Annotated in this window: 11 protein-coding genes; 5 read left to right on the forward strand and 6 right to left on the reverse strand. The window is 54.2% G+C overall.

Annotation, left to right across the window (positions count from 1 at the left end; all coding sequences use genetic code 11):
- The first annotated feature begins 13 nt into the window (after nt 1-13).
- Nucleotides 14-1897 (forward strand): excinuclease ABC subunit UvrC, encoded by a 1884-nt coding sequence (uvrC, locus tag C5O22_RS11010; RefSeq protein ID WP_132781792.1) that lies wholly within the window; start codon nt 14-16, stop codon nt 1895-1897.
- Nucleotides 1898-2170: 273 nt separating this feature from the next.
- Here the strand turns inward: uvrC and C5O22_RS11015 are convergent, their stop codons facing one another.
- The 5 genes from C5O22_RS11015 to C5O22_RS11035 form a co-directional block, all read right to left on the reverse strand.
- Nucleotides 2171-3196 carry a PASTA domain-containing protein gene (locus C5O22_RS11015; protein ID WP_132781794.1) on the reverse strand — a complete coding sequence of 342 codons (1026 nt, stop codon included), beginning with the start codon at nt 3194-3196 and terminating at the stop codon, nt 2171-2173.
- 6 nt (nt 3197-3202) lie between these two features.
- Complete coding sequence (gene fmt / locus C5O22_RS11020) at nt 3203-4225, reverse strand: methionyl-tRNA formyltransferase (protein WP_132781795.1); 1023 nt, start codon at nt 4223-4225, stop codon at nt 3203-3205.
- 19 nt (nt 4226-4244) lie between these two features.
- Nucleotides 4245-4730, reverse strand: a complete 486-nt coding sequence (gene def, locus C5O22_RS11025; RefSeq protein ID WP_132781797.1) for a peptide deformylase — start codon at nt 4728-4730, stop codon at nt 4245-4247.
- A 315-nt stretch (nt 4731-5045) separates the two neighbouring features.
- Nucleotides 5046-5510: an AzlD domain-containing protein gene (locus tag C5O22_RS11030; protein WP_132781798.1), complete on the reverse strand. Its 465-nt coding sequence runs from the start codon at nt 5508-5510 to the stop codon at nt 5046-5048.
- Nucleotides 5504-6202 carry an AzlC family ABC transporter permease gene (locus C5O22_RS11035; RefSeq protein ID WP_132781800.1) on the reverse strand — a complete coding sequence of 233 codons (699 nt, stop codon included), beginning with the start codon at nt 6200-6202 and terminating at the stop codon, nt 5504-5506. Before C5O22_RS11035 ends, C5O22_RS11030 begins: the two co-directional genes overlap by 7 nt.
- 142 nt (nt 6203-6344) lie before the next feature.
- On the opposite strand from C5O22_RS11035, the gene C5O22_RS11040 reads away from it, so the two are divergent.
- The 3 genes from C5O22_RS11040 to C5O22_RS11050 all read left to right on the forward strand — a co-directional run bounded on the left by C5O22_RS11040 (nt 6345) and on the right by C5O22_RS11050 (nt 8306).
- Nucleotides 6345-7058, forward strand: a complete 714-nt coding sequence (locus tag C5O22_RS11040; protein ID WP_132781801.1) for an SDR family oxidoreductase — start codon at nt 6345-6347, stop codon at nt 7056-7058.
- A complete protein-coding gene (locus tag C5O22_RS11045) occupies nt 7052-7696 on the forward strand; it encodes a ThuA domain-containing protein (protein ID WP_132781803.1) in 645 nt (214 codons plus the stop codon). The genes C5O22_RS11040 and C5O22_RS11045 overlap by 7 nt, the downstream gene beginning before the upstream one ends.
- A gap of 124 nt (nt 7697-7820) precedes the next feature.
- Entirely contained in the window at nt 7821-8306 is a 486-nt protein-coding gene (locus C5O22_RS11050; RefSeq protein ID WP_132781804.1) for a hypothetical protein, read from the forward strand.
- A 100-nt stretch (nt 8307-8406) separates the two neighbouring features.
- Here C5O22_RS11050 and C5O22_RS13760 read toward each other — a convergent pair whose 3' ends face one another.
- Complete coding sequence (locus C5O22_RS13760) at nt 8407-9039, reverse strand: methylated-DNA--[protein]-cysteine S-methyltransferase (RefSeq protein ID WP_486389498.1); 633 nt, start codon at nt 9037-9039, stop codon at nt 8407-8409.
- A gap of 87 nt (nt 9040-9126) precedes the next feature.
- Here C5O22_RS13760 and C5O22_RS11060 point away from each other — a divergent pair, with 87 nt between their 5' ends.
- Complete coding sequence (locus tag C5O22_RS11060) at nt 9127-13284, forward strand: FlgD immunoglobulin-like domain containing protein (protein WP_132781806.1); 4158 nt, start codon at nt 9127-9129, stop codon at nt 13282-13284.
- Nucleotides 13285-13307 lie beyond the last annotated feature (23 nt).

Genomic DNA, 13307 nt, shown 5'->3' on the forward strand with positions numbered 1-13307 from the left:
GAACATTACGGCCATGAATCGATCGAATACCCTTGATTATAGCGAATTGAAACGATTCGTAAAGAGCGCCCCCTTGAACCCCGGGGTGTACCTGATGAAGGATCGGGAAGGGCACATCATTTATGTGGGGAAGGCCAAGGTACTGCGCCATCGGCTTGCCTCGTATTTCAATGGCCCCAAGGATATTAAAACGAGAACCCTCCTTTCTCATCTTGCCAGCATAGAAACCATTGTGGTTTCCAATGAATACGAAGCCCTGCTCCTGGAAAACACCCTGATAAAACAGCACAGTCCCCGATACAACATCAACCTTAAAGATGGAAAAACCTACCCCGTCGTTCGTATCACCCACGAACCCTTTCCCCGGGTCTTTAAAACCCGTTACATTGTCCAGGATGGATCTGAATATTACGGTCCCTACCCCAATGTGGGGGCCCTCGAAAACCTTCTGGACATCATAAAAACCCTTTTTCCCCTGCGACATTGCAAAACCCTTAAAAAACGGGAACACCCCTGTCTCTACTACCACATGGGTCGATGCAGCGCACCCTGCGCGGGTAAAATTGATGAACAAACCTACGCATCCTACATCGAGCAAGTTCGGGAGTTGCTTTCCGGTAAAACAGAAAAACTCCTTCAGGACCTCCAGAAAAAAATGGAAGAAGCCGCAACTCGCCTTGCCTTTGAAGAAGCGGCCCGCTACCGGGATGCCATTCGGCACATTGAAGAACTTTCCCACACCAACGCGGTGGTGGACTTCGACCCCCAGGCCCGGGACTACATTACCTGGGCAAGCGAAGGGGTATTCACAGTCTTTTCGGTGTTCTCCATGCGGGAAGGAAAACTCATTGGCCGGGAATTGTACCGAACCCGCTCCGCCGCCGAAACCAGCGAATCGATACAACAGTTTCTCCTTTCTTATTACAACGACACCCACCGGCCCCCTCCCTTCATCTTTTTTCAGGAAAAGGTGGAAGGCCTTGAGGAGGTCCAGCGCTTCTTCTCCGAGGCATTCCATGAACACCCCGGCTTTTTCTTTGGCACTGAAAAAAGCACCGCGGGGGAAAAAATCACCCCTAACGAAGAGGCAGCCGAGAAAGGGGCATACTTCTCCCAGGATCAGCGACACGGGGCCATCCTTGCCCTGGCCCATCAGAACGCCAAGGAAGAACTGATAAGAATCATCCGGGAACGGGGAGAAGGCCCCGCCCTAGAAGAACTCCAGAGGGTCCTGCAATTGCCCGCCCTTCCCTATCGGATCGAGGGATTCGATGTGGCCCACCTGGGAGGCCGACACACCGTGGCATCCCTTATTTCATTCGTGGGAGGAAGGCCGGATAAGAAAAACTATCGGTACTTTAAAATCCGTACCCTGGAAGGAAAAATCGATGATTACGAGGCCCTGCGGGAAGCCCTTTCCCGACGGTATTCGCGGCTCCTTGCGGAAGAGGCAGAACTGCCAGACCTCATTCTTATTGATGGAGGGCTCGGCCAGGCGAACGCCGCTCACAGCATCATTACGGCCCTGGGCCTTTCTATTCCTGTGGTAGGCCTTGCAAAACAGGAGGAAGAACTGTGGCTTCCCGCCGCCGCATCGCCTATTCGGCTCGATCAGCGCTCAGAGGCCCTGCGGCTTCTTCAGTTCATCCGGGACGAAACCCACCGCTTTGCCACCGGCCTGAACCAACGGCTCCGGAGTCGGGACCTTCAGCTTTCCACCCTGGAAGCGATCCCCGGCATCGGGGAAAAACGGGCAATCCACCTTATCCGTGCCTTTGGTTCCCTGGAAAACCTAAGAAAGGCATCCCTGGAAGAAATTCTTCCGCACGTAGAACAGCGAGCCGACGTAGCCCGGGCGGTACTGGAAGCCCTGCGGGGCCCTGCACAAAGCCCCTAGACTGATAGGGGCCGCTACCGTGCCAGAAAGAACCAGCGCACCGAGGCAGGGACAAACACAAGCAGTCCGAGAAGCCAGCAATAACAAGCGCCCCAAGGAGCCTCCGCCTTTCGGGCACCCACGCGGGGAACCTTTGCCCCCTTCTGGGAGCCTGCATCCTTCTGGCCCATGGAGAGATGAGGCGCCTTTTGCCGGCGGGTCCTTACTTCCTCGGGTGACAGGGGTTCGAGAGTCCGAGACAAACGCCTCTTCGCGGGCTCCCTTATCAGAAACTTACTCCACGGTTTTGCGGATAACTTCCCGATTCAACACCGACAGGACCAGCACCGATCCCCGCTCTACCTGGTACGGAAGGGTCACATCACCCCCAGGGCAGGGCCCAACAAAAATCCGCTTCCGTTCCCCGGAGGGACTGATCGATTCAAGTTTAATCTCCAGCGGGTAGGGATACTGGGGCAAATTCTGGGCAAAGATGCCAAACACCGTCTCTTCCGGAAGAGAGGCCGGCTCGGCAATCACCAGGTTCACCACCGTATTAGCCGCCACAACGGCCTGCCCTGCGGGAAGCTGAGAAACCACCGCCCCGGGATTTTCCCGGTTCTCGACTGGGCGACTGGAACAGGTAAACCAGACACCGGCCTGGCGGAGCCGTTCCAGGGCATCCGCAAAGGGAAGGCCCACCACATCGGGCACCTTGATCATGGCATTTTCTGGGCCCCGACTCACCACCAGTTCCAGCTGGGTTGGCCCATCAATATTAGTACCGGGCTCAGGTTTTTGCTCCAACACCGTACCCGCCGGTTCAGAAGAATACTTATACAATGGCGGCTCCCGAAGGGAGAGAAGAGGGCGACTCGCCGTCGCAAAGAGGGTCTGGAGATGGATCTTTACATCGTCAATGTTCTGTCCGATGTAGTTTTCTACCTTATCTACCACCATGCCCCGACTCACCACAAGACGGATACGCCGCCCCGCCTTCACGATGGTTCCCGGCCGGGGATCCTGTTCCAGGATGGTTCCCTTATCGGTAGCGCTATTAGAGTAGCGTAATTGGATCCGGGGATACAGTTCCTTCGCCTGCAGTTCCAACAGGGCCGCGGTGAGTTCCTTTCCCACCACATTGGGAACCATGGTCTGTTCCCCACCCCGCAAGGCCAGGCCCAAGACGGTGACCGCCACGATTCCCATCAACACCAAGAGGGCCACCGCGGCAGAAATGAAAAGCCGCCCATGCTTCGAAAGATAGGTCTCCATCGCATCAGGGTCAAAATCGATATCGAATCGTTGAAACAGTTTCATATACCCTCAACTATCTCCAAGACGGGATCCCACCATATCCCGCGCCCCATTCAAGAAACTCTTCCAATCCAGAGCTTTCTTAGTAGCATACTGCAAGCGACGCAGCGCTAAAAGTCCTTCTCCAGTTTGTACCAATATTCCCCTTCCTTTGTCTACGCCCACCACGACGCCAGGCGGCGGTTTTCCCTCACCACCGGGGGCCCCTTCCCCTTCGTCCACCGGTTCTGCCTCCAACACATACAGAAGCTGCCCCTTATGAAGGGTATAACACAGGGGCCAGGGAGTATAGGCCCGAATTTGGGCATCAATATCCCGGGCCGAACGGGACCAATCGATCTTTCCATCCTCTTTTTTTATAAGATGACAGTACGTTGCCTGGTTATTATCCTGGGGCATCCCCTGGAGCTTGCCGGCGAGCATATCCTGCAACACCTGGATAAGCAGTCCCGGCGCCCGTTCTGCCACAAAGAAACTCAAACGCTCCGTGGTTTCCCGTCCCGAGAGCGGAAAAGACTCCTGTAAAAGGATATCCCCCGCATCCATTTCCAGGGCGATCCGTTGCACCGTAATACCCGTTTCCCGATCCCCATGCAAAATCGCCGCGGGAATGGGCGTCGGCCCCCGATACCGGGGCAACAAGGAAGGATGGATATTTATTCCCCCTGAGGGGAACAGGGCAAGGAATTTGGGACCAAAAATTTTACCATAGGCAAAAGAAACCAGGAGGTCCGGCGAAAGGGCCGCCACCGCTTCTCGGGAAGCCCCATTAAGTTTTTCAAACTTCAAGATAGGAATGGGCTCCCCACCCTCCAGGACCAGCCGCTGATTTATCTCCTCCGTTGCCAGGGCGATATCGGTGGGTAAGACCACCCCGCCCCGCCCCCGGGAACTATCAGGATTGGTGAGCACCCCCACCACCGTCCAGGGCCTCCGCACCACCGGCGGAGAGGGTTCTCCTCCCTCCCCAAACACCAGGGCCCGTAAACAGGGAATAGCTATCGCGGCACTGGATGCAAAGAGAATTCTCACCACCCCTACTCCTTTCTATCTAGGCCCGCAATTTTTTATCATACAGGGCAAGCAGCTTCTTCCGTTTAGGCTCCGACAGTCGATCGATAAAGAGAATCCCCTCCAGGTGATCGTACTCATGCTGAATCACCCGGGCAAGGAGCCCCTCCGCATCGAGGGTAAAGGGCCGACCCCGTTCATTCCAGGCCTGGATCCTTACTGCTTCCGGCCGTTTTACCTCCCCATACAGACCCGGTATAGAAAGACACCCCTCTTCGTATTCCGTTAATTCCGGAGACGTCTGGATAATCGAAGGATTTATAAACACCCGGGGGATATCCCCTTCTATGTGGACCACAAAAATCCGTTGCAAGAGACCCACCTGGGGACCCGCAAGGCCAATACCTCGCCCCGCATACATGGTCTCCCGCATTTCCTTCACAATAGCGACTATTTCATCGTTGATATCCTGTACGGGCAGGGCCTTCTGCCGAAGCACCTCATGCCCTAACGTATATATCTGCATATTCCAATAATAGAGAAAAATAGCCCCACCGGCAAGGGACCGGAGAAACAACAGGCACCAGGGACGCTCTTTGCCCTCTGTCCGCGTTTTTTTCAATGAGGGGGAGCACCGCACCGCCCCCTACCGGCTTGGCCCCCATCGGGACCCGCCTAAGTCGTCGCGGCTCCCCCCACGCGCCTGCTTCCTTCGCCGCCCGACCCTATCCTATGCCCGGTCTTATCAGCCCGGGCCACTACCCTTTCCCCACGGCTCAGGCGATCAGGCGCTCCCCCCACTCCAGAATGGGGCAACCCTTCACCGTGGGAAGGGGTCCCTTCAGCTTCCCCCCAACACCACCCCCAGCAGGATAAACAGCCCCGTCCCGCCGAGGATACTCAACAGGGTATTCCGCCTCCACAGATGGAGCACCAGCGTTGCAAGGGCCGCCCCGGCGGTCGCCCAGGGGGTCGGTGGCCCTTGCCAGAGCCCATCCATGATAGAAGTGCAGGCCAGGATGGTCATCACCGTGGGAGGCACCGTCTGTTCCACAAAGGGTAACCAGGAAGGGTATTTCCTCTCCTCTGCCCCACAGAAAGCCGGTTCCGTGGCTGAAGGAATATCCCCCGCCTCTACAGTCTTTTCCGTATCTGAAAGGGGTGTCACGGCCTTCCCGGGTCGGCGGGCCCCTTTGAACCGCACCACTTCTTGCAGGGCCAGCAATATCCAGGGAAAGGCCCGACAGCAAAAAATAATCAGGGCCATCACCACCGTGTAGCCCAGGGCCTGAGCAAGACTCAACATGGAAGGCCCCCTTTTTCCTCTGAGCGGCGATACATCAAGCCCAGTATTCCCAGGGCAACCACAATCGACCCCAGGAGCACGATCCGTCCCGGAAGAACAAGTCGGGCCCCAATGGCCGCCAGGCCGGCCACCACAAAAGGCCGGGCCTGCCGAACATGATATATCTGTTCCACCATCAAAATGATGAACAATGCCGTAAGGGCAAAGGCCAGGCCCTCAATCTTAAAGGGAAGAAGAGCCCCTGCGATGGCCCCGAGGGTTCCCCCTGCAATCCAATACAGATGATTCAGGAGGGCTATCCAGAACATCCTTTTATGGTAGGTTTCGACTTCTTCGGGGGACGCGGGGAGCGGCAGAGAAGAAAGGAGCGCGAAGGTTTCATCGGTAAGGGCGAATATCAGGTAGAGGCGCCGCCAGGAACGACCCGGAAAACGCTGTAACAGGGCCATGCCGTAGGCCACATGGCGGGCATTCACTAACAGGGTGACCAGGACGGCCTCCCAGAGAGATGCCCCGGCGGCAAACAATCCCACCGCAATATACTGGCCAGCCCCCGCATACATGCAAAGGCTCATGAGGGGCGCAAGCCACCAGGGATACCCCGCATCGACTAATAAAAAACCAAAGGCAAACCCCAGGGGAAGGTAGCCTAATAAAACCGGAATGGTATAGGTAACGACGGATTTTTTCATAATACCCCCATCATAAAGAGGGGGCTTTTTCATCGCAAGGGGGAATCGGTTATTCTAAAAGCCACAAAATTGATAATTTACAATTTTAAAAAAAGGGTATACCCTAACACCAAAAAGGGGTCTCCCCTTCAGGAGGTTTCCTATGAAGGTACTTATCACTGGTGCGAATCGAGGGTTGGGACTTGCCCTTACCCATCACTTTTTACAAGAGGGCCATCAGGTCTTTGCCACCTATCGAAGCAAAGGGGAAGATCTCGCCCATCTTGAAAGCCTGTATCAAAAGAATCACCAGTTGAGAACGATCTCTTGCGACGTGGCAGAGGAAGCCCAGATTAAACAGGCAAAAAAAGAACTAGAACAGTGGACCGACTCAATAGATATCCTCATTAACAATGCGGCGGTGCATCTAGAACAGGGGCGCCCCGATATCGGGGCCCTTGATTTCTCGGTATATCTTCCTACCCTGGCGGTGAATTCGGTGGCCCCCCTCATGATGGTGCAACACATGCTTCCCCTTCTCCAGAAAGGGCAGGGGAAAACCATCATATCCATATCCTCCGAAGCAGGAAGCATCGGAAATTGCTGGCGGGAACGGGAATATTCCTACTGCATGTCCAAGGCGGCCCTGAACATGGCTATGCGGATTCTCCAGAACCGCCTGGGCAAAGAGGGGTTCCGAATTCGACTTATTCATCCCGGCTGGGTTCAAACCGATATGGGTGGGAAAGGAGCATCCCTTAGTCCTGCCGAATCTGCCCGGGCAGTATACCAACGCATCATGGAGACCGTAGAGGAAGGGATGCCACAAACACATCCCCTCTACATTGATTGGGAGGGAAAGCCCCTTCCATGGTAAACATCCTGTGCCTTGGGGGAACCGATAGTCCCTACCATCCCTTCGAGGTATACCACCCATTCCTCGAGCGCCTTATAAAGGAAGAAGGGTATACCGCCACGTACACCGAGGATATGGACGCCCTTTTACCCGACGCACTCCGGGATTTTTCTGTGGTACTGTGCTGCGTATCAGGGAAAGGCCTTTCCCCCCTTCATGAACGGTCCCTGCTGGAAGCCATGGCGGGCATGCAACAAGACCGGTATGGGCCGCCAAAAAGCTTTGTAGGTATTCACAGTGCCAGTGCGGCCTTTTTGAACTCCGAGGCCTATCACAGAATGATCGGGGCTACCTTCCTTGCCCATCCTGTGGCTGGGCCCTTTTCTATCCAGATTCAAGAACCTATCCACCACATCAGTAGCGATTTAGTTCCCTTTTCGCTAGAAGATGAGTTATACCTTCTGGAAACCCACGGACCTTTCCGGACTTTGTTTTATACCACCTGGGAAGAGTTTTCGGTCCCCCTTGGCTGGATAAAACCCTACGGGCTTGGAAGGGTGTTTTATTTTTCCCCCGGTCACAATCCCAGCACCTGGGAACATCCTGTAGTCCGCACCATCCTCCAGCGGGCCCTCCGCTGGGCCGCAAGAATACCGTAAAAGGGGTTTCTAGAGACGGGCCCCGGGGCTCCAAAAAAATCAGGGGTCCCAAAAATCAAAAACCCCCGAAAAAGCTCCAGCAGCTAGAAAAATTGAAAAACCATGGTACTATACTGAAAGAAGAATGATCAGAAAGGGGGTTCTTAACAGGGATACGACTATGGGGAAAAAAGTTCAGGCATTTATAGGAATCGTACTAGCCGTGGGAGGTTTTTTACTCCTAGTGGGCGGCATCATTAATATGACAGACCCCAATAATCCTAACATCTTGCAGGATGTGGTTACGCTGCCTTTCCCATTGGGGTTTTTGGTCGGGGGCATTGCCCTGTATCGGAGATCTCAAAAGAACCAACAAAAGGAACGGCGTGTTAGTTTAGAGCGGGGGATTATTTCCCTTGCCCGACAACAAGGGGGCCTTGTTACCCCCACTGAAGTGGTGCTGCACCTGGGTGTTTCTATAGAGGAAGCCCAGGCCCTCCTTGATGGGCTTTGTCATCGGGGCCTTGCCCAAATCCTGGTGAACCCCGAAGGGAGCCTGATGTACCGGATAGAAGGGCTTCTTTCTCCCGTAGAAAAAGCTACGGCCACCAATCCTGAAAACCTGTCTTAGAAAGCCCCATCCGTTTTTTCTGAGGGAGACCTTTTGAGAACTAGGGTGATCTCACCGGTTTGAAATCGCCTGGCCCGAGGGTTGGACTTTGTTCAGGGTTTTAGAAGCCCGCTTTTCCTGTCCCCTCAAGGGTAAGAAGCCATCGTTTTTTTTCTATTCCACCGGAATAACCACCCAGGGCTCCTTCGGTACCTATTACTCGATGACAGGGAATCACCAGGGGGAGGGGATTCGCACCACACGCATTCCCTACCGCCCGGGCATACCCTCGAGAAAGGCCAAGCCGTTCCGCTAGTTCCCCGTACGAGCAGGTACTTCCATAGGGAATCTGGAGCAAAGTCTGCCATACCTTCTGTTGGAAGGGAGTTCCCAGTCGGAGATCAGAAGAAAAAACTGCCAGGGGGAGAGAAAAATCCCTTCGAAGTCCCTTAAAATATTCCTCTATTTGCTGGGTTGCCATAGAAAGGAGGGGACTCGTTTCTTTACGAAGGGGAACCCCGAGAGGGATTTTAAAAATCCCTTCATAGGCCATCGCCTTTTGTCCCAATTCATGTTCCGGAAGGAACGCAAGACACCATAGGGTTTCCCGTTCTTTTTCTGCCACTGCAACTATCCCAAGAACACCAAGGGGCGTATCCGGGAGAAGGGTATACGAGAAACGTATGTTTGACCCAGTGGACCCTAGAGGAACAGATAAGCCTTTTAAAAAAGAGGTATCCCTGTTGTTTTTCATTTTTTTCTTTCGGCTACCCTATGCGGAAAAAGAACCATTATGTATCATATATTAACCGCCGATTGTTTATAGGACAAGGAGTGTATAATGGGTAGAGGGAAGTTTTTTTTAAAGTTAGGAACGTTTTTTTTATTAGGTATTTTTATAGGGAAAGTATATTGGGCAGGGGCAGAACCCCCCAATGGTCAGGACAGTGTGGTAGATCTTTTTTCACCGGTCTATGCGGGATCTGGGCTTTTTACCACCAGTACTACTAATTCTCAGGCCCTTTCTCTGAACCCTGCAACCCTCGGCTCTGCCCAGCGGATCGTGCTGGATGTAGGGTATCTAGGAATTGCCGGCACCGGATCGGATGCGGGTTATGGGAACGCCATTTCCCTTGGGGTCGTGTATCCTACCCGGTACGCCGTTTTTGGCAGTTCCCTTCGTCTTATTACGAGTCCCTTTAACAGCATGCCCCTGGGAACTGTTTTCGGCACCGATCTGTACGTGGCCAAGGAACTCTACCCCGGGATGTCCTTCGGTCTTGGTTTGAATCTAGGGTTAGGAAAGGACTGGACCGCGGCGGCTGACCTGGGTTTTTATCATCGTGTAGGAACGGTGGGGCCCCTCCACAACTTTAGCTGGGCCTTGAGTCTTGGGGGCCTTGGAAAAAGCTACGTCCCCAGCCCCTTTACGCTCGCCGGCGGCGTAGCCTTTGACTTTTTCCGTATCCCCGGCAAAGAGAATCGATCGGATCCTTTGGTCCTGGGGGCAGCCCTGGATCTCGGTTTGCCCGGCTTTACCAATCTAACGGGGAAACTTGGCCTGTCCGCTACTATTGCCCGCTTTATCACTATTTCTTCCGCCACGGGTTTTAACGTTCGGGAAAGTCTTGCAGGGAAAGGCCCCTCTTTTATTCCATCCGTAGGGATCACCGCTAACTTCAAACTGAACGGAGATACTACTAAAGAAGGCGCCCTCCCACGGGAAGGAGAGATGGCCACAAGTCTTGCGGTAAAGCCCCTCTATCCAGATATCATGGCCGTGGGCGCAGGTCTTACCTGGACCCTGGGGGTAGCTGATACAAAGGGACCTGTTATCACCATAGACTATCCAGAGACCCGCTACATATCTCCCAATAACGATGGAAAGGCGGATGTACTGGAATTTCCCATTTCTATTACCGATAGCCGCTATGTGGCTTCCTGGGAATTTACCATTCTGAACCAGGACAACCAGGTAGTGCGGACCTACCGAAACAAAGAGCGCCGACCTGAAACCCAGGGGGTACGGAACATAATCGATCGGATCCTCGATGTAAAATCAGGGGTCGAAGTTCCCGCCACCCTTCGCTGGGATGGCATCTTAGACGATGGATCCCTTGCTCCCGATGGCAACTACTTCTTTAAGGTTAGCGCTAAGGACGACAACGGCAACGAGAGTACTTCCGCAACTTACCAGGTGGTGGTAGACAATACGGCCCCGGTTGTTCGGATTATCCGGGCCGGGGGAAACACGGACCTGAATCAACTTAAAATCTTTTCTCCCGATGGAGATGGAAACAAGGATACCTTTGAAATTGTTCTAGAAGGTTCTATCGAAGATAGATGGGAAGGGGGAATATTCAACGCCGCAGGGGCCCTGGTTCGAAGCTTTAATTTCACCAATGCAAGTCCTGCGGGAACCAGCACCACCGCCCCGGCAAGTCTTATCTGGAACGGGAAGAACGACACGGGACAGATCGTCCCCGATGGGGTATATACCTATCGGATAAGCGCCACAGACCGGGCCCAGAACACGGGGAGCACCGAGTTAGGCAATATCATCATAAACACCGAGCGGCCGGTGGTAAGTCTGCTCATCAACGAAGGCTTCTTCTCACCAAACGGAGATGGAATAAAGGATACCCTGGTGTTAAGTCCGGGGGTTCCGGTAAAAGAAGGGATAACCCGCTGGGATCTAAGCATTTTGGATGGTGCTGGCGCGGTACGGCGAATCTTTGAAGGCACCACGATGGCTCCACCGGCCCAGGTCATTTTTGATGGAAAATCAGGAGAGGGGGCCCTCTTACCCGAAGGGACGTATCAGGCCCAATTACGGGTTACCTACCAGAACGGCCATGTGGCGGTTACCAAATCGCCTTCTTTTGTGCTCGATATAACCGCCCCAACGGCCCGGGTGGTGGCATCCTATCCGGCCTTCTCTCCCAACAACGACGGGAACCTAGACGAAATGGAGTTTACCCAGGATAGTAGCGAAGAAATCCAGTGGACCGGCGAAATTCGCCTGGTGCAGGAAGCAGGAAAGGCCCCGGTGGCAAGCCGAACCGGTGAAGGGACAGGGATCCTGGTCCGGACCTTCTCTTTCAGTGGAAAGGTAGATCCCCGCATCACCTGGGATGGTCGGGATTCTCAGGGGCGACCGGTGCCTGATGGCGTGTATGAATATCGGCTGGTCAGTATCGATAGGGCCGGAAACCGGGGTACTTCCAACGCGGTGCAGTTTACCCTTACCACCGTTGACACACCAGTACTCGTGAATACCGATAGTCGGGCATTCTCGCCAAACGGAGATAGGGTAAAAGATACAATCACCATTATTCCCCAACTCCAGGTAACCGAAGGAATCGCGAACTGGCGGCTTGAAATTTTAGACAGCCAGAATACGCCGGTCCGCATCTTTGAAGGACGAAACACGGCGCCCCAAAACACCGTATGGGATGGTAAAAACACCGCTGGCACGGTGGTTCCCGATGGAAAATATACGGCCCGTTTACAGATTCGTTATGTGGCAGGGAATCAGCCAGTAGCAAGTTCCCTCCCCTTCACCGTAGATACCCAGGCCCCACAAATAGAACTCTCTGTACCGTATACGCTCTTCTCACCGAACAACGATGGGAATCGGGACTTCCTCCCCATTCAAGTTCGGACCCCCGGGAACGATACGTGGACCTTGAGTATCCTTAACCAGAATCGACAGATAGTCCAGAGCTGGGAATGGAGGGGGGCTGCTCCCGATATTCGCTGGAACGGAACTGATAGGGCGGGAAATCAGACCGCCGACGGGACCTACTCTATCGTTGCAAGCAGCACCGACGAAGCGGGCAACACCACAAGCCGAACCATCGAAGGCATCGTCATGGATAGCCGCGTTCCCCGGGCCTTCCTTACCGCCTCTACCCAGGCTATTTCTCCCAATGGTGATGGTGTAGCGGATACGGTAAACTTCTCCATAGTCCTTACCTTAAAGGATGGCATTGAAAGCTGGAAGCTGGAACTTCTTACTGAACAGGGAACCAGTCACCGTATTCTAGGAACCTCTGTTCCTACCACAGGAACGGCCACCGGAAGCGGCAGCCCGGCCCAGGGCTCGGCACCAGCAATTCGAACCGCCCCGATCCCCCCGGAAACTCTTAGCTGGGACGGGCGGGATGCCGCTGGAGTGGTAAGAGAAGGCACCTACCAACCCCGCCTTACGGTAAAATATGCCAAGGGTGACCAGATAGAGATCATGGGTGCACCGATCTTAGTAGATATCACTGGTCCGGTATTGAGTCTTTCTACGCGACCCCAGTACTTTAGTCCTGATAACGACGGTGTGGATGATGAACTCTTTATCCAAATCAGTGCTCGAGACGCCTCTCCCATTGCATCTTGGTCCCTGGAAATCCGAGAACCCGAGGGGCCCAAACAGCTCTTCTATCGTCTTGAAGGACGGGGGGCTCCCACCGAACGCATTGTGTGGGATGGACGGAGCAACCGGGGTGAACTCGTGCAGGCCGCTACGGATTACCCCGTTACCCTGGTAGTGACCGACAGTCTGGGGAACACCAGTCGTCTTGAAAGTATGATCAGCGTGGACGTGCTCGTGATCCGGGAAGGGAATCTCCTTAAAATACGGGTACCCTCAATTATTTTCCGGGAGAATGCGGCCGACTTTATCGGTGTAGCCCCTGAAAAGGTGGAAAACAACCTGCGGGTTATCCGCCGAATTGCCGAAATCCTGAATAGATTCCGGGATTACAGGGTAACCGTGGAAGGACACGCCAACCCCGTGACCCGAACAACCCGGGAGGAACGGGAAGAGCTCCAGCCCTTAAGCGAAGCCCGGGCAAAGGCGGTGATGGACCGACTCATCGAATATGGCGTGGACCGGAACCGGCTTTCCTATGTAGGACGGGGCGGAACCCAGCCCGTGGTCCGATGGGAAGACCGGGACAATTGGTGGAAGAACCGACGGGTTGAATTTATTTTGATTAAGTAAAATAGCTTGTCTTTGCGGTAGAG

It is taken from the genome of Treponema sp. J25, from assembly GCF_004343725.1.
Taxonomy (GTDB): domain Bacteria; phylum Spirochaetota; class Spirochaetia; order Treponematales; family Breznakiellaceae; genus J25.